Raw genomic sequence first — 19,440 nt, 5'->3', positions numbered from 1 at the left:
ATCAACTCCGTTCATTTCTGCAGGATTCGATGCGGGACGAAGGCTGCGCCGTCGTCGGTGATCAGTCCGCCGGTCTCGCGGATGCCCAGTCCGGCCGCCGAGTCGCCGACGATCCAGGCACCCAGCGCGGGCCGCATGTCGTCGAACTCCGGCAGTGGGTCCAGCAGTTGGTAAACGAACCCCTCTTCGCCATAGACCCCGCCGGTGGCGGTCTCCAATCCCGCGCCTACGACGGTGACGTTCGCTCCCTCGCGGCCGAGCTTGGGCTTGCGGACGTACTCGGTGAGCTCATGCGGGTCGTCGATGTATGCGGGTAAAAGGTTCGGGTGGCCCGGATACATCTCCCACAGCATCGCCAGGATCGCCTTGTTCGACAGCAGCGTCTTCCACAGCGGCTCGATCCACATCGTCTGCGGCAGACTCGACACGACGTTGTGGCCAAACTCGTCGTCGAGCACCCATTCCCACGGGTAGAGCTTGAAGATCGCGTGGATCGGATCCTCTTCCAGGTCGACGAAACGCTGCAGGGCGGAGTCCCAACCCAGGTCCTCGATCATCAAGCCGACGGTCGAAAAGCCCGCCTCGGCCGCGGTTTCCTGCATGTAGGTGGTCGTGATCTGGTCTTCGCCGGTGGCCTCCACCCCGGACCAACTCAAGTGCAGCTCGTTGTTGGGTAGCAGGTCCCGCAACTGCTTCCAGCGGGCGACCAGCTGTTCGTGCAGCGAGTTCCACTGGTCGTCGCCGGGGAATTTGTCCTTGAGCCAATACCACTGCAGGATGGCGGCTTCCAGCAGCGTCGTGGGTGTATCGGCGTTGTACTCGAGCAGCACCGCCGGGCGTCTCCCGTCGTAGCGCAGGTCGAAGCGCCCGTACACATGGGGGTCGGAACGGCGCCACGATTCGGCGATCGGCTGCCAACTCCATTCCGGCAGGCCGAAATCCGCGTACCGCTCCATCAGCACCACCTGCTCGACGGCGTTCAGGCACATCGAGTGCAGCAGCTCGACGTCGGCTTCCAGCGCCAGGATCTCGTCCATGTCGAATTCGTAGTACACCGACTCGTCCCAATACGGGCGGTCCGCGCCGCGGGCGTCACGTGCCGGCGTTCCGTACACCAGCCCCTGCGATTCGACGATCGACCGCCAGTTCGGCCGCGGCTTTTCCCTGCCGCGCTTCACGAACCGCTGCCCTTGCCGCCGCCGAGCTTGCCGCCCAGCCCGCCACGGGAAATGGTGGAGCCCGACTTGGTCTTGATCGTTGCGCCCTTGGGCGCGCTCGTCGTCCCGCCGATCGGGCGCGAGCCCACCGGTCCCGAGCTGCCGTAGTAGTAGCGGTACTGGTGTCCGCCGTAGAAGAAGAATCCGTTGAGGCCCGCCGTGTGATCGGTGCAGTAACTGTCCGGCACGATCACCGGCTGGCCGTTCGGGTCGTCCCGGACGCATTGGGCGGTCACGGTGGGCGCCGACAACGCCCAATACCCCAGAGCCGCAACGACTCCCACCACGCCCACGGCGGCCGCGGAACCCATCAGCACCCGGCGCTGCCGGCGCCGCTTGGCTTCCGCTTCGAGTCGCGCCTCCTCGGCCTCCTGCTGTTTTTTGGCGAACTTCTCCCGCGCGCGCAGCTCGGCCGGCGTTGCGGGCCGCGGCTTGGTCGTGGCCGCGTCCTGGAACTCCATGCTGCCGCCGGACGGGAACTGCTCGGAGTCGTCTACCTCCGAGCCGGCGTCGTCGCCCTCGGGTGGCTCGACCGGCGCGGGCTTATCGCCGTCAGGCTCGCCGCCGTTCGGCGGCTTTTGATCCGCGGGCACGCGGGCAGTCTGCCACATTTGCTACCCGTGCGGGCAGTGAACTTCCCTGGCCCATCGGTCGCTAGTGCCACCAGCGTTCCAGCACCCGCGCAACCCCGTCGTCGTCGTTAGTCGCGGTGACCTCATCGGCGGCGGCTCGCACGTCCGGATGCGCATTCCCCATCGCCACGCCGCGGCCCGCCCACCGCAGCAGCGGCACGTCGTTGGGCATGTCGCCGAAGGCCACCACCTCGTGATCGGCGATGCCCAGCGGTTTGGCGACCTCCTCGACGCCGGTGGCCTTGCTGATCCCCAGCGGGACGACCTCCACCAGCCCGTTGTTGGTGGAGAAGGTGATGTCGCCCTCTATCCCGACGTGCTTGGTCAGTTCGGCGGCCATGTCCTCGCTGCGGGCACCGGCCTTGCGGATCAGCAGCTTGATCGCCGGTGCGCTGAGCAGGTCCTGGATCGACACCTCGGTGTTGTCCGGGTTCAGCCACGCATGCTCGTAGCCCGGCGAGCTGATGAACTGAGGCGTTGCGGTGTCATGCGCACGTTCGCCGATCCGCTCGACGGCCAGGCCCGCGCCCGGGATCGAGCGGGTCGCGATTTCGGCCAACTCGGCCAGGGTGTCGACCGACAGCGTGCGTGCGGACACCACCCGGTCGGACTCGGGGTCGTAGACGACGGCGCCGTTGGCACACACCGCCATTGGCGCGAACCCGAGGGCGTCGACGACCGGGCGTATCCAGCGCGGGGGGCGGCCGGTCGCGACGACGAACTGAGCGCCCGCGGCCACCGCGGCGCGGATCGCAGCGCGGGTGCGCGGGGAGATGGTTTCGTTTCCGTCGAACAAGGTGCCGTCGACGTCGCATGCGATGAGCGCCGGCAATATCGGGTCGGTCAATGCAATCCGCTTTGGGATTGCCCCGGACGGGTCACGCCATCAGTTCCGTGCCGCTTGATCCGCTCCTGCAATTCGGACAGCCGGATGGCCTGGGAATCTTCCCGGCTGGGCGCGCTGCCGCCGAGGCGCCGCGGAACCCAGTACTCGCCCTCGGGGTGCGGATACTCCTCCTGCACTTGATAGAGCAACTCGTTCATTGCGGTGCGCAGCGCGACGTTGATTTGCTCCGGGGTGCCGCGGGGCGGTAACGGCCGGCCGATCGCCACGGTGATCGGAACCTTGTTGCGCCACACCTTCTTTGGATGGTCCTTGGGCCAAATCCGATGCGCGCCCCAGACGACCACGGGAAGGATTGGCGCCTGGGCGTCCAGCGCCATCCGCGCGGCACCGGTCTTGAATTCCCTGAGCTCGAAGCTGCGGCTGATGGTCGCCTCGGGGTGCATACCGATGAGTTCGCCCTCGCGCAGCCGCTGCACGGCGACGTCGAAAGCGCCGTGTCCGCTCCGGCGGTCCACCGGGATGAGGCGGGCGTGCTTGATCACGTAGTTGACCGACTTCACCTCGCCCATCTCGGCCTTGATCATGAAGTACATGCGACGGCCGCGTTCCTTTACGGCCAGCATCGTCGGAAGCCAGTCCAGATAGCTGGTGTGGTTCTGGGCGAGTATCGCGCCGCCGCGCTGCGGAATGTTCTCCAGGCCGCGGTAGGTGAATTTGGTTCCCTGCATTGCGACCACCGGTGGGACGATCAACTCGCCGAACCGGTAAAAGGCGTTTGCCATGTCCTTCTCCTTCGCCCTACCGCGATCGATGCGGGGTATGGTTTGCGGCCTTGTCGGCCAGTCGGGCCGCGGCCTCGTCGGCTTCGATCTGAGCAGCCTCGGCCAACGTCGGTGCGCCGCCGCCCAGCCGGCGCGGCACCCAATAGGCACCCGGCGGACGCGGATATCCCGCCTGGGCCCGCTCCAGCAGCGCGCTCATCGACTCGCGTAGCGCGGCGTTGGTTCGCGCCATGTCGTCGGCGGCTCGCAGCGGCGGGCCCACCTGCACGATGACCGGCACCTTGTGACGGCCGATGTGTCGTGGGTGGTCCTTGGTCCAGATCCGCTGCGCGCCCCAGACGATCACGGGAACGATCGGGACATCGGCTTCGAGGGCCATGCGGGCGGCGCCGGTCTTGAATTCCTTGAGCTCGAAGCTTCGGCTGATGGTGGCCTCGGGGTAGACCCCGACCAGCTCCCCCTCACGGAGTCGCTGTACGGCCACCGCATAGGCGGCGGCGCCGGCGTCTCGATCCACCGGGATGGTCTTCGTGTGCTTGATCAGGAAGTTGACGACCTTCACCCGTTGCATTTCCGCCTTGATCATGAACCGCAGTCGACGGCCGCGGCGGTGCATGGCCAGCGCGGCCGGCAGAAAGTCGACGTAGCTGGTGTGATTGATGGCCACCACCGCGCCGCCGCGGGCGGGAATGTTCTCCTCGCCGCGGTAGGTGATCTGCGTGCCGGTCGCCATCACGACCAGCTGCGCCATGATCTCGAGCGTGCGGAAGGTCGGCTCCACCATCGATTACGACTCCGACGCTCCTGCGGCCTGGGCGCGACGGGCCGCGCGCGCGGCCGCCTCCTCGGCCTCGATGCGGGACGCCTCGGCCAACGACGGAGCGCCACCGCCCAGCCGGTGCGGCACCCAGAACTCCCCGGCGGGATGCGGCCCATATTGTTCCTGCGCCCGTTCCAGCAGGTGTTGCATGCGCGAGTGCAGCAGGCCCTTCAGGTCCTCGATCGCCAGTGTCGGTGCGATCGGCTCGCCGACCAGCACCGTGATCGGCACCTTCGGGCGAAGCAGTTTCTTGGGATGGCCCTTGGTCCAGATCCGTTGCGCACCCCAGACGATGTGCGGAACGATCGGCACGCCCGCCTCGACCGCCATCCGGGTGGCACCCGACTTGAACTCCTTGATCTCGAAACTGCGGCTGATCGTGGCCTCGGGGTACACCCCGACCAGCTCGCCGTCCTTCAGCATCCGGACGGCGGCTTCGTACGACGCTGCCCCGTCCAGCCGGTCCACCGAGATGTGCCGCAGGCTGCGCATGATCGGCCCGGTGATCTTGTGGTCGAAGACCTCCTGCTTGGCCATGAACCGCACTTTGCGGCCCAGGCCCTGCTTGTAGGCGGGCAAACCGGCGAAGGTGAAGTCGAGGTAGCCGGTGTGGTTGATCGCGACGACCGCCCCGCCGCTGGTCGGCAGATTCTCGACCCCGGACACGGTGATCTTCAGGCCCTGGATGCGCCAGACCAACCGGGCAAGCTGGATGACAGTCCCGTATACCGGTTCCACAGCCATTCAGCGTAATGCTCCCTGCTGTGCGCCGGGCTGCGGCAGCCGCCCCACGCTAAACTTGGGACGATCCCAAGAACCCTAAGAAAGGCATTTGTGCAGGTCACGAGCGTAGGTCACGCCGGATTTCTGATCCAGACCCATGCGGGCAGCATCCTGTGTGACCCCTGGGTGAATCCGGCCTACTTCGCATCCTGGTTCCCCTTCCCGGACAACAGCGCACTGGACTGGGACACGCTCGGCGACTGCGACTACCTCTACGTGTCACACCTGCACAAGGACCACTTCGACGCGAAACACCTCAGCGCACACGTCAACAAAGACGCCATGGTGCTGTTGCCCGACTACCCGGTGCCCGACCTTCGGAATGCGCTGCAGGAGTTGGGCTTTCACCGGTTCTTCGAGACCACCGACTCGGTCAAACATCGGATCAGCGGCCCCAAGGGTGACCTCGACGTCATGGTCATCGCCCTGCGCGCACCCGCGGACGGCCCGATCGGCGATTCGGCGCTGGTGGTTTCCGACGGCGCCACAACGGTTTTCAACATGAACGATGCGCGGCCGGTGGATTTGGATGTGCTGACCTCCGAGTTCGGCCACGTCGACGTGCACCTGCTGCAGTACTCGGGGGCGATCTGGTACCCGATGGTCTACGACATGCCGGCCCGCGCCAAGGAGTCGTTCGGCACCCAGAAACGGCAGCGCCAAATGGACCGCGCCCGCCAATACATCGCCCAGGTGGGGGCGACCTGGGTGGTGCCGTCGGCGGGGCCGCCGTGCTTTCTGGACCCCGAGCTGCGCCACCTCAACGACGATCACGGCGATCCGGCCAACATCTTCCCCGATCAAATGGTGTTCCTCGACCAGCTGCGCAGCCACGGGCACGAGGGCGGCCTGCTGATGATTCCCGGATCGACCGCGGACTTCACCGGCACGGAACTGAATTCGCTGCGCCACCCGCTACCCACCGCCGACGTGGAGGCCATCTTCACCACCGGCAAGGCGGCCTACATCGCCGACTACGCCGACCGGATGGCGCCGGTCCTGGCAGCCGAGCGGGCGAGCTGGGCCCCCGCCACCGGCGAGCCACTGCTGGAAGGGTTGCGCGCGCTGTTCGAGCCGATCATGCTGCAAAGCGACGAAATCTGCGACGGCATCGGCTACCCCGTCGAACTGGTGATAGGCCCGGAGACCGTGATCCTCGACTTTCCGAAACGAGCCGTGCGCGAACGGATTCCCGACGAAAAGGTCCGCTATGGTTTCGCGATCGCGCCCGAGCTGGTGCGCACCGTGCTGCGCGACCGCGAGCCGGACTGGGTCAACACGATCTTCCTGTCGACCCGTTTCACCGCGTGGCGGGTCGGCGGTTACAACGAATACCTGTACACGTTCTTCAAGTGCCTTACCGACGAACGGATCGCCTACGCCGACGGCTGGTTCGCCGAGACCCACGACGACTCCGCCTCGGTCACGCTGGACGGTTGGGAGATTCAGCGCCGCTGCCCGCACCTGAAGGCCGACCTATCGAAATTCGGTGTGGTGGAAGGCAACACGCTGACCTGCAACCTGCACGGATGGCAGTGGCGACTGGACGACGGCCGGTGCCTGACCTCGCGGGGTCATCAGCTGCGGAGCTCCCGGGCATGAGCGAAACGTACGACGACGGCTTGGTCCAGCTGGACCGCAGGGCGATCACGTTGCGCCGCTACCACTTTCCCTCCGGCACCTCCAAGGTGATCGCGTTGGACACGATCCGCGGATACAAAGCCGAATCGCTGGGTATGTTCATGCAGCGTTTCCGCATCTGGGGCAGCTCGGACTTTCGTCGCTGGCTGCCGCTGGACGTGCATCGGCCACTCAAGTCGACGTTGATCACCCTGGACGTCCCGGGGACCTGGCCGGCCCCCGCGTTCACCCCGGCGCGCCCGGACGAGTTCACCACCCTGCTCGACGTGTTGCTTGCCGACTTCGATTAGTCCCGCGCCGAGCGTGCACTCACGGCGAGATTTCCACGATTTTTTCGCACTGAGTACACGCTCGCCGAGCGTCTAGCGGTCGGCGAGCGCAGCGAGAGCGGCGTTGTAGCCGGGGATGAACGTGATTCCCGGTCCCCCATGGCAACCCGCGCTGCCCAGGTACAGTCCCTCGATCGGAATCGGCTGACCGAGAAAGCCTTTCGGGCCGGGCCGGTTCGGGCCGATCTGATTGGGATTCAGCAGCCCGTGGCAGAAGTCGCCGCCCGGGGCGCCGAACATCACGCCCATGTGCCTGGGCGTGAACGTGGTGTGCCGGATGATGCTGCGTTCGAAATTCGGTGCGAGCCGGGTGATCTTGTCTATCACCCGCTGACCCATTTCGACCTTTGCCTTGCCATAGTCGGCGCCGCCCTCGATGGGGAACCACATCGCGAACGCCGATGCAGCGTGCTTGCCCTCGGGCGCGAGGTCCGGATCGTTCTGCGACGGGATCTGCAACACCACCGTCGGGTCGGCCGGAACGATCCCGCGCCGGGCGTCCTCCCACTGCCGCTGGACTTCCTCCGGCGTGCAGAACAGACCGAGCGAGGCCTGCATGGCCGGGTCGTTGAGGGCGTCGTACGGCGCGCTGAACGCCGGGGCTTCGTCGAGCGCGAAGTGCATCTGCAGATAGCTGCCGCGGTGATCGATGCGCGCATAGCGTTCCCGGATGTCGGCCGGCAGCGCGGCCGGATCGATCAGTTCGTTGATCGTGACGTCGGGCGCGATGCCGGAGACGACGATCGGAGCCGTGAGCGTCTCCCCGGCCTCGGTTCGCACCCCGCTCACGCGGCCGTCGGCGACGACGATCTCGGTCACCTTGGTGCGCAGCCGGACTTCGCCGCCGTGGCTCTCGAGCAGTGTGCACAGGTGCGCGGTGAGCGCACCGATGCCGCCGCGGAGCTTCTTCATCTGCATCGTGTTCCCGTCGGGAACGCCCAGCCCGAAGGCCAGCGCGGCCGCGCTGCCCGGTGTCGACGGCCCCCGGTAGAGGGTGTTGACGGCCAGCACCGTCATCGAGCCGCGCAGGGCGCCGTGCTTCTCGCGATCGGGGAGATAGCGGTCCAAGATGTCGGTAACCGAACCGAACAGCATGTCATCGATCGCCGAACGTTCGAATTCGTTTGTGGCGCAGGCATACATCTCGTCGAGGGTCTTGGGCGGCGCACCCGCGTCGAAGCGGCCCAGTGCCCGCGTCGGCGCCTGGCTCCAGGCCATCAGCCCCGCCATGCCGTTGACCGCGTCGGCCCCGTGCACCTCGTTGAGGTGAGTGAACAGCTTGACCGGGTCGCTGTACTGGACCAGCGGGTCGTCGCCCACTCCGCGCACCGCCACCGACATCACGTCCAGGTCGATGGTCGGCAGGGTGTCCAGGCCGAGTTCCTCGACGACCACCGAAGCCGTCGGGAATTGCACCGAGCCCGCGATCTCGAACTGATACCCGTCGAACAGCTCCACCGTCGAGGCCATCCCACCGGCGTACAGCTTGGGGTCCACGCACACGGTCCGCAGGCCCGCCTTCTGCAGCAACACCGCCGCGGCCAGGCCGTTGTGCCCCGCGCCGATAACTATCGCGTCATATCCAGTCATGTCCGTCCCTCCGCACGCAGGCTGGCACGGACGCAATGTTTTGTCAATTATGACGAAACTTTGTCGGGCGCCCAGGCGTCGGTGATGCCGGCGCGCAGCGACTCCAGCGCCGCGTGGGAGACCCGCGCCAGTTCCCCCAGGGACCGGTCGTCGCCGAGCATCCAGACCTCCATCGCACCGAAGACGGCGGCCGCGATGCAGCGCGCGGTCACCGCGATGCGCAGCCGCTCGTCCGTCGTCCCGCGCCCCGTCCGGCCACGGCGCTGCAGCTGCGCCTGGATGGCGTCGGCGAAATCGGCCTGGACTTCCTGGATGTGCCGGACGATGCGGCCCGGGTCCAGCTCGCCGCCCCGCAGCGCGGCGATTTTGGTAACCGCTTCAACGTCATACGGGAACGCGAAGATAGCGGCCTGCACCGAATCGATGATCGGTTCGCCGGCCGGCCTGTCGTTGAGCGCGGCGCGAAACCAGTGCAGCCCGGTGAAGTCGGCAAACAGCAGATCGTGCTTGGAGCGGAAGTGGCGATAGAACGTCCGCAGCGACACCCCGGCATCCGCCGCGATCTGTTCGGCCGACGTTTCCTCGACCCCCTGGGCCAGGAATCTGACCACGGCGGCCTGGCGCAGCGCTTCGCGCGTGCGCTCGCTGCGCGCCGTCTGAGCGGGCCGGACCATGCCAGTAAGGTACCCCTTCACGTTGTGTCAATATTGACAAAACTTCGGAACACGAGCGAGACTTCGCCCATGGTCTCGCTACTCTCGCACGCGGTACTTGGACTGGCGGTCATCGTCTGGATCGTCAGGGCCAACTCAAAGGTTTTCGCCCGCCCCGCCACCGGCCCGGTCTTTTCGCCGATGGAAATCGTGTACTACGTCGTCGGCATCGCGTCGGTCGGGCTCGGTTGGTATTTCAACATCACCTACGTGGAGGAATACTCGCACGGGGGATCGACCAATCCGCTGTGGGGCGAACACGGCAGTTGGGTCGAATACATGAAGTTGATGTTCACCAACCCCGCCGCCAGCTCGGCCAGCCAGGACTACACGATCGCGAATGTCATTCTGCTGCCGCTTTTTACCATTGTCGACGGCTATCGCCGGGGCCTGCGGCACCCGTGGCTGTACTTCGTGTCCAGCCTGTTCACCAGCTTCGCGTTCGCGTTCGCCTTCTACTTCGCGACCATCGAGCGCCAGCGCCGCCATGAGCAGGCGCGCGAGCCGGTGAGCGCTTAGGCCCCCGTTACACGGCGAGCGGTTTGATCGCCCGCCATCTCTGTCGGCCACCCTTGGCGTCGACCCGGATGTCGGTGAATCCCGCCGCTCGAAGCCGCCGGCGGAGATCTGGCGGCGCGATCGGGTTGTAGGTGTCGGCGATGTGGATCAGCCGGAAGGTCAGTGACGGCACGCCGTCGCTGCCGGCGAAGATGCCCCCGGGTTGCAGCACCCGGAACGCCTCGGCGAACAGCTGATCTTGCAGCTTTGCGCTGGGCACGTGGTGCAGCATCGTGAAGCACACCACCGACGAGAAGTGGTCATCGGGCAGCCCGGTGCTGCTGCCGTCGCCGTGGATGATGCGTGCCCGTTCGCCATAGCGGCGGTTCAGGTCATCGGCCATCGAACCGTCGACTTCGACGGCGGTCAGCGAGTCGGTCCGGTCCAGGAGGGCGCGTGTCGTCGCGCCGTAGCCTGGGCCGATTTCCAGTGTGCGCGAGCCTAATTCGACGTCGCCGAGCGACCAGGGCAGCAACTTGTCGGCCACCATCTTCGCCCAGTCCGCCGAGCTACACCGGCGCCGGTGAAGGAGATTCATTGCCATACACAGAACGCTAGGCGGACGCCGGGGTTGCGGGCTTCCGATATTCTGTCGAGTTATGTCGGAAAACCGCCATCACGGGAGGGCCACGTCGTCGCAGTCGCTCGCGCCCGGCGCGCGAATCGAGCGCCACCGTCATCCCCTGCACCAGATCGTCTACCCGTCCTCCGGTGCGGTCTCGGTAACCACCCCCGCGGGAACGTGGATCACGCCGGTGAATCGCGCCATCTGGATACCGGCGGGCTGCTGGCACGAGCACAAGTTTCATGGCCAGACGCAATTCCACGGCGTCGCCCTCGACCCGCAGCGCTACCGCGGCGGTCCGGCAACACCGACCGTGCTCGCCGTCAACCCGTTGATGCGAGAACTCATCATCGCGTGTTCGCAGACCGACGGCACCGACACCGATGCGCACCACCGGATGTTGGCTGTGCTGCACGATCAAGTGCAGGACTCGAACATCTATGAGCCACTGTGGATTCCGACAACGGTCGACGGCCGCCTGCGCCAAGCGTGCGCGCTGATCACCGCCAACCTGACCGAGCCGCTGACGTTGCAGCAAATCGGCCGTCGGATCGGCGTCAGTCAGCGCACGCTGAGCCGCCTGTTCAGGGACGAGCTGGGCATGACGTTCCCGCAGTGGCGCACGCAACTACGCCTGCAACACGCGCTGATGCTGCTCGCCGACCGCCACGACGTGACCTCGGTGGCCCTGCGATGCGGCTGGGCCACACCGAGCGCCTTCATCGACACCTACCGGCGCGCCTTCGGACACACCCCGGGCGCGCGCCGCGCTTGATCAGTGGTGGCGACCCGCCACTAGCCGACGGGCTCCAACACCTCGGTGCCGACGAAGGGAACCAGCGCGTCGGGGACGCGGACGCTGCCGTCGGGCTGCTGGTGGTTCTCCAGGATCGCGACCAGCCACCGGGTGGTGCCCAGCGTGCCGTTGAGGGTCGCCGCGATCTGCGGCTTGCCGTTGTCGTCGCGGTAGCGGGTGGCCAGCCGGCGCGCCTGAAACGTGGTGCAGTTCGACGTCGACGTCAGCTCGCGGTAGGTCCCCTGCGTGGGAACCCACGCCTCGCAGTCGAATTTGCGCGCGGCCGACGAGCCGAGATCGCCCGCGGCGACATCGATTACCCGATACGGCACGTCGATGAGCGCCAGCAGCTCGCGCTGCCAGCCCAGCAGCCGTTCATGCTCCGCCTCGGCGTCGGCGGGTGCGCAGTAGACGAAGCCCTCCACCTTGTCGAACTGATGCACCCGGATGATGCCGCGGGTGTCCTTGCCGTAGCTGCCGGCCTCGCGGCGGAAGCACGACGACCAGCCCGCGTAGCGCAGCGGCCCGCCGGACAGATCCAGGATCTCGTCGGCGTGGTAGCCGGCCAGCGGCACCTCGGAGGTGCCGACCAGGTAGAGGTCGTCGGCCTCCACCCGATACACCTCCTCGGCATGGGCGCCCAGAAATCCGGTGCCTGCCATCACTTCTGGGCGCACCAGCACCGGAGGGATCATCGGGATGAACCCGTTGTCGACGGCCAGCCGCAGCGCCAGCTGCAGCACGCCCAGCTGTAACAGCGCCCCCCGACCGGTCAGGAAGTAGAACCGCGAGCCGGACACCTTGGCGCCGCGTTGCATGTCGATGAGGCCCAGTGCCTCACCGAGTTCCAGGTGGTCCCTGGGGTTTTCGATCGCCCGGGGTTCGCCGACGACGTCGAGGGTCGCGAAGTCGTCCTCCCCGCCCGCCGGGACGCCATCGATGATGACGTTGGAGATCGCCATGTGTGCCGCCGTGAACTCCGCCTCGGCTTCGCTCTGGGCGGTTTCGGCGGCCTTCACCTGTTCGGCGAGTTCTTTCGCGCGCGCGAGCTTGGCCGGCCGCTCCTCGGCCGACGCCCTGCCCACCTCCTTGCTGACGGCCTTCTGGTCGGCGCGCAGGGCGTCGCCCTTCGAAATCGCGGCCCGGCGATTCGCGTCGGCCGTCAGCAGGGCATCCACCAGCGCCGGGTCTTCGCCACGGCTGAGTTGGGAACGGCGTACGGCGTCGGGGTCTTCGCGAAGCAGCTTCAGGTCGATCACGGCCTGAAGACTACTTTTGGCCCGCGCGGCAGCGTCGCGCAGCACCGCCGCAGGCGATAACACGACGCACATGCGCCACATCCGTCACGCGGCTCCGCGGCTCCTGTCAGAATGGAGCCGATGTTGGATACCCCCGAAGCGGAAGTTTCCCCGCCCGGCCCCGCAGCCGGGGAGGCGGGACGGCCGCCGGCCGCGTTCCCGTGGCCGCGCGGCTTGCAGGCGACCGCGACCAGGCGGGCATTGCTCCTCTTCGCCCTCGGCGGCCTGCTGATCGCCGGGCTGGTGACCGCGATCCCGGTCGGCGGCGGACAGGGGCGGCTGGCCGGCTACCTCGACAGCGGTCCGGTGCCAAGCACCGGGGCCAAGAGCGACGCCGCCTTCAACCGCGCCAAGAGCGGCGACTGCCTGATGTGGCCCGACATCACGCCGGAGTCGGCGAGCATCGTCAACTGCGCGGACGACCACAAGTTCGAGGTCGCCGAGTCCGTCGACATGCGGACGTTCCCGGGCTCGGAGTACGGGCCCAACGCGGCCCCGCCGTCGCCCGCGCGTATTCAGCAGATCAGCCAGGAACAGTGCGAGGCCGCCGCGCGTCGCTACCTCGGGCCCAAGTTCGATCCCAACGGCAAGTTCATCGTCAGCATGCTGTGGTCGGGTGACCGGGCGTGGCGTCAGGCCGGCGAGCGCCGCATGCTGTGCGGTCTGCAGCTGCCCGGGCTGAACAACCAACAGGCCGCGTTCAAGGGCAAGGTCGCCGACATCGACCAGTCCAAGGTCTGGCCCGCCGGCACCTGCCTGAGCATCGACCCGGCGACCAACCAACCCATCGACGTTCCCGTCGACTGCGCGGCGCCGCACGCGATGGAGATCACCGGCACGGTCAACCTCGGTGAGCGGTTCCGCGGTCCCCTGCCCGCCGAGCCCGAGCAGGACGGCTTCATCAAAGACTCCTGCACCAAGATGACCGACGCCTTCCTCGCGCCCGTCAAGTTGCGCACCACCACCCTCACGCTGATCTACCCCACTGTGTCGCTGCCCAGCTGGCAGGCGGGCAGCCGTGAGGTCGCCTGCAGCATCGGCGCCAGCCTGGGCAACGGGGGCTGGGCCACGCTGGTGAACCACGCCAAGGGGCAGCTGCTGATCAACGGTCAGCCCCCGATCCCACCGCCGGACATCCCCGAGGAGCGGCTCACGATGCCGCCGATTCCGGTTCAAGCCCCGGAGCCCAGCTCGCCGCCGGACGCCATCCCGCCGAACAATCAGCACCTTCCGCAGCAACAGCCGGTCGTGACCCCACCCCGCGAGCCGGCGTCACAGGCTCCGGCCACGCAACCGCCTCCAGAAGGGCCGCCGCCCCCAGCGGACGGCGGAGCACCGCCACCGGCGCCCGCACCGGAACCGCCGCCCGCGCCGGCCGCACCACCCGCGGGGTAACCGGTGGCCGTGCGGATGGATCCGCAGCGGTTCGACGAGTTGGTCTCCGACGCGCTCGACCTCATCCCGCCCGAGTTGACGGCAGCGATGGACAACGTCGTCGTGCTCGTCGAAGACCGCCATCCCGAAGACACCGAACTGCTCGGCCTCTACGAAGGCGTGGCGTTGACCGAGCGGGACTCCGACTACGGCGGAGCGCTGCCGGACGCCATCACGATCTACCGCGATGCGTTGCTGGACGTCTGCGAATCCGACGAGGAGGTCGTCGAGGAGGTGGCGATCACGGTCATCCACGAAATCGCCCACCACTTCGGCATCGACGACGACCGATTGCACGAACTGGGCTGGGCCTGACGGGCGCGGCATCCCGGATTTGTCCGCGCCGGGTGCTATGAACTCACTCATGAACACGGACTGCCGCGACTGCCGGGCAGGACTAGATCACTGCCACGGCACCATCATTCGCCATTGGCTGCACCGGTCGGAGTGCACCGAGCCGGACTGCGCCAGTCCCGAGCTGTTGCCGCACGCGTTCGTCATCGACTGCGACGCCGTGGGCTGCGGCTGCACCGCCGACTCGGTCGCGCTGGCCGTTTGATCGCCCCGTCAGCCCATCGGGTCGGTGCCTGACCGCACCGCGTCCGCAACGGGCGTGGCAGCGGGTTGTGGGTAGAACGGCGGCGTCAGCGTTCCCCACCGCAAACAACTCCACCGCCCATCGGTGATCGGGGCCAACACCACCGACTCGGCGTTGCCCAGGTGGTTGTCCAGCGCGAAGTTTCCGTCCACTCCCGCCAGTACCGCGGAGGCCAGCCGGATCGCCGCGCCGTGGCTGACGACGACGATGTCGCCGTCCCACTCGTCGTCGTCGAGGTAGCGCATCCGCAGGTCGGTGAGCACCGGCACGTAGCGGTCCAACACCTCGTTGCCGGACTCGCCGCCGGGCAGGGGTATGTCGAGCTCGCCGTGGTGCCACCGGTCGTAGATGGCGTTGAATTCCGCGACGGCGTCGTCATCGCTGCGGTCTTCCAGTTCCCCCACCTGCACCTCGTGAATGCCGACGACCTCGTGGGCGGCGACGTCGAGCGCGGCACCGATCACCGCGGCCGTCTGCGACGCCCGGGTGGCGATCGAGTGCGTGAGCATCGCCGGCCGGCCGGAGCCGCGGGCGAACGCCCGGGCCTGGTCACGACCCTTCGGCGTCAGCTCGGCGCCGGGCGGCCGGGTGTCCAGCCGGCGCTCGACGTTGCCGTAGGACTGGCCGTGCCGCACCAGCACCAGACGACCGCTCATTGCGCAAACCCCGACGCCGCATCCTGGGCCGGCTCCGATTTGCCCGCCCGCAGCCGCGCCAGCCAGCGTGACGCCTCGTCCGCCGGCGGCGGCAGCACCCCGGCGGCCACGCCCGTCGGCCACGAACCCAGGTATCGCACGTTGGCACAACGACGGTGCAGCGCCTTGAGTGCCTCGGCGACGGCGTCGTCGTCGACGTGGCCGACGCAGTCGGCGAAGAACAGGTAGGTGCCCAACTCGGTGCGGGTCGGCCGGGATTCGATCCGGGTGAGGTCGATGCCGCGGATGCCGAATTCGGCGAGCGCGCCCAACAGCGCCCCGGGTTGGTTGTCGACGCGCAGCACCACCGACGTCCGGTCGGCGCCGGTGCGGGCCGGCGGCGGCCCCGGCAGTCCGGCCAGCACGAAGCGGGTGCGGGCGTTGGGCTCGTCGACCACACCATCGGCCAGGGCCGCGAGCCCCCAATGCGCGGCGGCCAGCGGCGAGGTCACCCCGGCGTCGGCGTTGCCCTCGGCCACCTGCCGCGCGGCATCGGCGTTGGAGTAGGCGGGTCGCAGTTCGGTGTTGGGCAGGTGCGCGGTGAGCCATTGCCGCACCTGGGCCGCGGCCACCGGGAACGCGGCCACCGTCCGCACGTCGGCGGCGCTGCGCCCGGGTTTGACGACGATGCTGAACGCGACGTCCAGCGTGGTCTCGGCGAAAATCTGCAGCGGCGAACCGATGGCGAGGCTGTCCAGGGTGGCCATCACCGACCCGTCGATCGAGTTCTCGATCGGCACGCACGCGTAGTCGGCGTCGCCGTTGCGGACGGCGTCCAGCGCCGTCGGCGTGCTCTCGATCGGCAACCGGCGCAAGGCATCCGGCCCCTGGTCGGGAACCAGCCCCGCCGACGTCATCTGGAGCAGCGCCGCCTCGGTGAAGGTCCCTTCGGGACCCAGATAGGCAATGCGGACCACGCTCCAACCCTAACGGCGGCCACCGCCAAACAAGGCTTGCGGCGCCCCGTGATCTAAGTTAACTTAGGCTTGCCTAATTCGATTGGAGAACGATGTTACCGCTGACCAGCGCCGCGCCGACGACTGCCGAACGCATCCGCAGCGCCTGCACCCGCGCCGGCGGCGCGCTCCTGGCCATCGAAAACGAGAACGCGCGCGAGGAACCGGTCGCCACGCCGGTGCACCACCTCATGCACGACGGGTCCTTCGCCGTGGCGCTGCCGGCGGACCGAGACGGCGGGGCCGCCGGCGTCGATGGTGCGCAGGCGCTGCTCGAGCTGACCGACTACGCGCCGCTACCGCTGCGCGAACCCGTCCGCTCCCTGGTGTGGGTCCGCGGCCGCCTGCAGCAGGTCCCGCCGGGCGCGGTGACGAAGACGCTCGATCTGATCGCCACCGAGTGTCCGGATCCGGCGTTGCTGCAAATCGACACCCCCCGGTCGATGCCTTCGGATGGCACGGAGCAGCGATACGCGCTGCTGCGACTCGAGATCGCGTCCGTGGTGGTGACCGACGCGACCGGCGCCGAGGCCATCAGCGTGGCGGACCTGCTGGCTGCTCGCCCCGACCCCTTCTGCGAGGTCGAGTCGAGCTTGCTGTGGCACCTGGACAAGGCCCACGGCGACGTGGTCGCGCGGCTGGTATCCCGGCTGCCGGCGCCGCTGCGCCGCGGCCGCGTCCGGCCGCTCGGGCTGGACCGCTACGGCATGCGGTTTCGCATCGAAGGCAACGACGGCGACCATGACGTCCGGCTGCCCTTCCACAAACCGGTGGACGACATGGTCGGGCTGAGACAGGCGATCCGGGTGCTGATGGGCTGCCCGTTCATCAACGGGCTGCGCGCCCGCCGGTAAGTTATTTGGGTGATCGGCGACCGCTCCCCGAAACGTCGACGGCCTGAAAACCCGGTCCCGCCGCGCCCGCCGCGTCCCGAGCCACCGCAGCTAATCCACCGCGGTCCGCCGCTCGCGAGCGCCGAGACGGTGCCACAGCGCCGGGTATCGGCGCCGGTCTCCCGTGTCAATGTCCCCGTACCGCAACGCGTCTCGCCGCACCCATCCCAGCCCCCACCGCGTCCCGTCGCGCCGCGGACCCGCCGCAAGCGCGGCAAGCGCCGCTGGGGCCGGAGGGTGGCACTGGGTCTGCTGATCGCCGCGCTGATGGCCGGCGCGGGCCTCGTCGGCGGGGCCATCTGGTTCGACAAAACTCTGCACCGCGCGGCGGTGCTCGCGGACTACACCGACCGGCCCGCGGCCGGGCGCGGGACGAACTGGCTGCTCGTCGGCTCGGACAGCCGCGAGGGCCTTACCGCCGATCAGCAACAGGACCTGTCCACCGGCGGCGACGTCGGCGCCGGTCGCACCGACACCATCCTGCTGGTGCATGTGCCGTCGTTCGGCTCGAGCACCCCGCCGACGATGGTCTCGATACCGCGCGATTCGTATGTGCCGATCCCCGGCCACGGCAAGGACAAAATCAACTCCGCGTTCGCGACGGGCGGGGCGGCCCTGCTGACTCAAACCGTGGAGCAAGCCACCGGCCTGCGCCTGAACCACTACGTCGAGATCGGGTTCGGCGGCTTCGCCGCGCTGGTCGACGCGCTCGGCGGCATCACCGTGTGCCCCGTCGCGCCGATCACCGACCCGCTGTCCGGCATCGACCTGCCGGCCGGCTGTCAGAAGCTGGAGGGTCGCAACGCGCTGGGGTACGTCAGGTCGCGCGCCACACCGCGGGCGGACCTGGACCGGATGGTCAACCAACGGCAGTTCATGTCGGCGCTGTTGCGCCGCGCGTCCAGCCCCGCGGTGTGGCTGAATCCGGTGCGCTGGTACTCGGTGCCGCGCGCGGCCGCCGACGCCCTGACCGTTGATCAGGGGGATCAAGTGTGGGACCTTGCCCGGCTCGGGTGGGCGCTGCACGGGACCATCACCTCGGTGACCGTCCCGATCGGTCAGTTCAGCAGCGGCGACGCCGGGGCGGTGGTGGTGTGGAACCACGACGTGGCCGCCAAGTTGTTCGACGCGCTGGCCGCCGACCGTCCGGTGCCCGACGAGGCGCTGCAGGGACAGCAGTAGCGACCGTCGCCGGTCGGACTAGTCGCCGACTCGGTCGGTGCGGGCGTTCTGCAACCAGGCCTTCGTGCGGCCCGGGTGGTGCGTGGCCAGCCACGCCACCCCGACCTCCCGGCAGAAGTCGATGTCCTCGTAGTCGTCGACATTCCAGCAGTAGACCGCGCGGCCCTGGGCGATGGAGCGGTCGACGAGTTGCGGATACTCCTTCAACGCCGCCAGCGACGGGCCGACGGCGGTGGCCCCGACCGCGGTGGCCGCGCTGCTGGCGAGGTACCGGGCGGTCTTTCCCAACAGCACCGTGGGCAGCATCGGCGCGGCCCGCCGGATCCGCCAGACCGCAGCCGCCGAAAACGACATCACCACCGCGCGGGACCGGTCGGCCGAGGCGGGTGCGGCGATGCCGAAGCGGTGCAGCAGCGCCAACAACTTGCTTTCCACCAGCGAGCCATAACGAACCGGATGCTTGGTCTCGACGAACAACTTCACCGGCCGGTGCCAGTCCAGAACCAAGCCGACGAGCGTGTCCAACGTCAGCAGGCTGGTGTCGCCGTGCGTGCCGTCCGGACGCCAGCTGTCGTGCCACGCACCGTATTCGAGCTCGCGTAACTGGGCCAGGGTCATCGTGCTGACCAGACCCGCTCCGGTCGAGGTCCGATCCAGCCGACGGTCGTGCACGCAAACAAGATGCCCGTCGCGGGTCAGCCGCACATCGCATTCGACGCCGTCGGCGCCTTCCTTGAGCGCGAGATCGTATGCGGCCAGCGTGTGTTCGGGACGAGCGGCCGACGCCCCCCTATGGGCTACGACAAAGGGATGCCCGTCGAGCACCTCGTCGGCCCACGTCATACCCCTATGCTGCCGGTTCCTGCCCCTGCAACTCAACCTGACCGGACGACCCGGCGCCCGCGGGCCGATCGGGCTCCACCACGACCCAGCGATGCGCGGGCCGCTCGACCGGTTTGCGGACGAAGCCCTCGAAGACCCGGCCGGGGGGGGGGGGGGGGGGGGGGGCGCCCCCCGGCCCCCCCCCCCCCCCCACCCCCGGGGGGGGGGGGGCGGCGGGGGCGCGGGCGGCGGGGGCGAAAAAAAAAAAAAAGAAAAAAAAGAGGAGATA

21 protein-coding genes and 1 pseudogene are annotated in these 19,440 nt (G+C 68.2%); 9 read left to right on the top strand and 13 right to left on the bottom strand.

The window, feature by feature from the left end; all coding sequences use genetic code 11:
• Positions 1 to 11 precede the first annotated feature (11 nt).
• From A5744_RS17325 to A5744_RS17300, 6 genes are all read right to left on the bottom strand, one after another.
• Positions 12 to 1,178 (bottom strand): glutathionylspermidine synthase family protein, encoded by a 1,167-nt coding sequence (locus tag A5744_RS17325; protein ID WP_076063089.1) that lies wholly within the window; start codon positions 1,176 to 1,178, stop codon positions 12 to 14.
• On the bottom strand, positions 1,175 to 1,810 hold the full coding sequence (locus tag A5744_RS17320) for a hypothetical protein (protein ID WP_240563081.1): 636 nt from the start codon (positions 1,808 to 1,810) through the stop codon (positions 1,175 to 1,177). Before A5744_RS17320 ends, A5744_RS17325 begins: the two co-directional genes overlap by 4 nt.
• A gap of 61 nt (positions 1,811 to 1,871) precedes the next feature.
• Positions 1,872 to 2,696: an HAD family hydrolase gene (locus A5744_RS17315; RefSeq protein ID WP_170874516.1), complete on the bottom strand. Its 825-nt coding sequence runs from the start codon at positions 2,694 to 2,696 to the stop codon at positions 1,872 to 1,874.
• Positions 2,693 to 3,478 carry a lysophospholipid acyltransferase family protein gene (locus A5744_RS17310; RefSeq protein WP_076063087.1) on the bottom strand — a complete coding sequence of 262 codons (786 nt, stop codon included), beginning with the start codon at positions 3,476 to 3,478 and terminating at the stop codon, positions 2,693 to 2,695. Before A5744_RS17310 ends, A5744_RS17315 begins: the two co-directional genes overlap by 4 nt.
• Before the next feature lie 16 nt (positions 3,479 to 3,494).
• Positions 3,495 to 4,262: a lysophospholipid acyltransferase family protein gene (locus A5744_RS17305; protein ID WP_076063086.1), complete on the bottom strand. Its 768-nt coding sequence runs from the start codon at positions 4,260 to 4,262 to the stop codon at positions 3,495 to 3,497.
• 3 nt (positions 4,263 to 4,265) lie between these two features.
• Positions 4,266 to 5,036 (bottom strand): 1-acyl-sn-glycerol-3-phosphate acyltransferase, encoded by a 771-nt coding sequence (locus tag A5744_RS17300; RefSeq protein WP_139329480.1) that lies wholly within the window; start codon positions 5,034 to 5,036, stop codon positions 4,266 to 4,268.
• A gap of 96 nt (positions 5,037 to 5,132) precedes the next feature.
• On the opposite strand from A5744_RS17300, the gene A5744_RS17295 reads away from it, so the two are divergent.
• Complete coding sequence (locus A5744_RS17295; protein WP_076063083.1) at positions 5,133 to 6,683, top strand: MBL fold metallo-hydrolase; 1,551 nt, start codon at positions 5,133 to 5,135, stop codon at positions 6,681 to 6,683.
• Complete coding sequence (locus A5744_RS17290) at positions 6,680 to 7,012, top strand: hypothetical protein (RefSeq protein ID WP_076063081.1); 333 nt, start codon at positions 6,680 to 6,682, stop codon at positions 7,010 to 7,012. The genes A5744_RS17295 and A5744_RS17290 overlap by 4 nt, the downstream gene beginning before the upstream one ends.
• Before the next feature lie 72 nt (positions 7,013 to 7,084).
• Here A5744_RS17290 and A5744_RS17285 read toward each other — a convergent pair whose 3' ends face one another.
• Positions 7,085 to 8,641: an NAD(P)/FAD-dependent oxidoreductase gene (locus A5744_RS17285; protein ID WP_076063079.1), complete on the bottom strand. Its 1,557-nt coding sequence runs from the start codon at positions 8,639 to 8,641 to the stop codon at positions 7,085 to 7,087.
• A gap of 47 nt (positions 8,642 to 8,688) precedes the next feature.
• Positions 8,689 to 9,315, bottom strand: coding sequence for a TetR/AcrR family transcriptional regulator (locus A5744_RS17280; protein ID WP_076063077.1), 627 nt, complete (start codon positions 9,313 to 9,315; stop codon positions 8,689 to 8,691).
• A gap of 69 nt (positions 9,316 to 9,384) precedes the next feature.
• Here A5744_RS17280 and A5744_RS17275 point away from each other — a divergent pair, with 69 nt between their 5' ends.
• Positions 9,385 to 9,873, top strand: coding sequence for a DUF2834 domain-containing protein (locus tag A5744_RS17275; RefSeq protein ID WP_076063076.1), 489 nt, complete (start codon positions 9,385 to 9,387; stop codon positions 9,871 to 9,873).
• A 7-nt stretch (positions 9,874 to 9,880) separates the two neighbouring features.
• Here A5744_RS17275 and A5744_RS17270 read toward each other — a convergent pair whose 3' ends face one another.
• On the bottom strand, positions 9,881 to 10,456 hold the full coding sequence (locus A5744_RS17270; RefSeq protein ID WP_076063074.1) for a class I SAM-dependent methyltransferase: 576 nt from the start codon (positions 10,454 to 10,456) through the stop codon (positions 9,881 to 9,883).
• Between the two features lie 55 nt (positions 10,457 to 10,511).
• Here A5744_RS17270 and A5744_RS17265 point away from each other — a divergent pair, with 55 nt between their 5' ends.
• The gene (locus A5744_RS17265) at positions 10,512 to 11,252 is read left to right on the top strand and encodes a helix-turn-helix transcriptional regulator (protein WP_076063073.1); all 741 of its coding nucleotides are present in this window, start codon (positions 10,512 to 10,514) and stop codon (positions 11,250 to 11,252) included.
• Positions 11,253 to 11,272: 20 nt separating this feature from the next.
• Here the strand turns inward: A5744_RS17265 and serS are convergent, their stop codons facing one another.
• Entirely contained in the window at positions 11,273 to 12,532 is a 1,260-nt protein-coding gene (gene serS / locus A5744_RS17260) for a serine--tRNA ligase (RefSeq protein WP_076063152.1), read from the bottom strand.
• Positions 12,533 to 12,652: 120 nt separating this feature from the next.
• Here serS and A5744_RS17255 point away from each other — a divergent pair, with 120 nt between their 5' ends.
• From A5744_RS17255 to A5744_RS17245, 3 genes and pseudogenes are all read left to right on the top strand, one after another.
• Positions 12,653 to 13,966, top strand: coding sequence for a septum formation family protein (locus tag A5744_RS17255; RefSeq protein ID WP_170874515.1), 1,314 nt, complete (start codon positions 12,653 to 12,655; stop codon positions 13,964 to 13,966).
• Positions 13,967 to 13,969: 3 nt separating this feature from the next.
• Positions 13,970 to 14,363 (top strand): annotated as a pseudogene (locus A5744_RS17250) (metallopeptidase family protein); the annotation flags it as partial.
• Positions 14,364 to 14,369: 6 nt separating this feature from the next.
• Positions 14,370 to 14,564 carry a hypothetical protein gene (locus A5744_RS17245; RefSeq protein WP_076063067.1) on the top strand — a complete coding sequence of 65 codons (195 nt, stop codon included), beginning with the start codon at positions 14,370 to 14,372 and terminating at the stop codon, positions 14,562 to 14,564.
• Between the two features lie 8 nt (positions 14,565 to 14,572).
• Here the strand turns inward: A5744_RS17245 and A5744_RS17240 are convergent, their stop codons facing one another.
• Positions 14,573 to 15,259: a histidine phosphatase family protein gene (locus A5744_RS17240; protein WP_076063062.1), complete on the bottom strand. Its 687-nt coding sequence runs from the start codon at positions 15,257 to 15,259 to the stop codon at positions 14,573 to 14,575.
• Entirely contained in the window at positions 15,256 to 16,215 is a 960-nt protein-coding gene (gene pheA, locus A5744_RS17235; protein WP_076063060.1) for a prephenate dehydratase, read from the bottom strand. The genes A5744_RS17240 and pheA overlap by 4 nt, the downstream gene beginning before the upstream one ends.
• 92 nt (positions 16,216 to 16,307) lie before the next feature.
• Here pheA and A5744_RS17230 point away from each other — a divergent pair, with 92 nt between their 5' ends.
• Positions 16,308 to 17,108: a DUF2470 domain-containing protein gene (locus A5744_RS17230; RefSeq protein ID WP_076063059.1), complete on the top strand. Its 801-nt coding sequence runs from the start codon at positions 16,308 to 16,310 to the stop codon at positions 17,106 to 17,108.
• A gap of 9 nt (positions 17,109 to 17,117) precedes the next feature.
• The gene (locus A5744_RS17225; RefSeq protein WP_076063057.1) at positions 17,118 to 18,329 is read left to right on the top strand and encodes an LCP family protein; all 1,212 of its coding nucleotides are present in this window, start codon (positions 17,118 to 17,120) and stop codon (positions 18,327 to 18,329) included.
• Between the two features lie 18 nt (positions 18,330 to 18,347).
• Here the strand turns inward: A5744_RS17225 and A5744_RS17220 are convergent, their stop codons facing one another.
• Positions 18,348 to 19,172 carry a glycerophosphodiester phosphodiesterase gene (locus tag A5744_RS17220; protein ID WP_076063055.1) on the bottom strand — a complete coding sequence of 275 codons (825 nt, stop codon included), beginning with the start codon at positions 19,170 to 19,172 and terminating at the stop codon, positions 18,348 to 18,350.
• Between the last annotated feature and the right edge of the window lie 268 nt (positions 19,173 to 19,440).

This window comes from Mycobacterium sp. IS-1264 (genome assembly GCF_001954195.1).
Classification (GTDB): domain Bacteria; phylum Actinomycetota; class Actinomycetes; order Mycobacteriales; family Mycobacteriaceae; genus Mycobacterium.
The sequence above is the reverse complement of the archived record's forward strand: the minus strand, read 5'-3'. Positions and strand labels throughout refer to the sequence as shown.

Bases quoted from the DNA above. Each gene is read 5' to 3' on its own strand.
- A5744_RS17245 (WP_076063067.1), top strand. From the start codon at position 14,370: ATGAACACGGACTGCCGCGACTGCCGGGCAGGACTAGATCACTGCCAC.
- A5744_RS17265 (WP_076063073.1), top strand. From the start codon at position 10,512: ATGTCGGAAAACCGCCATCACGGGAGGGCCACGTCGTCGCAGTCGCTC.
- A5744_RS17220 (WP_076063055.1), bottom strand. From the start codon at position 19,172: ATGACGTGGGCCGACGAGGTGCTCGACGGGCATCCCTTTGTCGTAGCC.
- A5744_RS17255 (WP_170874515.1), top strand. From the start codon at position 12,653: ATGTTGGATACCCCCGAAGCGGAAGTTTCCCCGCCCGGCCCCGCAGCC.
- A5744_RS17305 (WP_076063086.1), bottom strand. From the start codon at position 4,262: ATGGTGGAGCCGACCTTCCGCACGCTCGAGATCATGGCGCAGCTGGTC.
- A5744_RS17280 (WP_076063077.1), bottom strand. From the start codon at position 9,315: ATGGTCCGGCCCGCTCAGACGGCGCGCAGCGAGCGCACGCGCGAAGCG.
- A5744_RS17275 (WP_076063076.1), top strand. From the start codon at position 9,385: ATGGTCTCGCTACTCTCGCACGCGGTACTTGGACTGGCGGTCATCGTC.
- A5744_RS17285 (WP_076063079.1), bottom strand. From the start codon at position 8,641: ATGACTGGATATGACGCGATAGTTATCGGCGCGGGGCACAACGGCCTG.
- A5744_RS17270 (WP_076063074.1), bottom strand. From the start codon at position 10,456: ATGGCAATGAATCTCCTTCACCGGCGCCGGTGTAGCTCGGCGGACTGG.
- A5744_RS17240 (WP_076063062.1), bottom strand. From the start codon at position 15,259: ATGAGCGGTCGTCTGGTGCTGGTGCGGCACGGCCAGTCCTACGGCAAC.
- A5744_RS17230 (WP_076063059.1), top strand. From the start codon at position 16,308: ATGTTACCGCTGACCAGCGCCGCGCCGACGACTGCCGAACGCATCCGC.
- A5744_RS17310 (WP_076063087.1), bottom strand. From the start codon at position 3,478: ATGGCAAACGCCTTTTACCGGTTCGGCGAGTTGATCGTCCCACCGGTG.
- A5744_RS17290 (WP_076063081.1), top strand. From the start codon at position 6,680: ATGAGCGAAACGTACGACGACGGCTTGGTCCAGCTGGACCGCAGGGCG.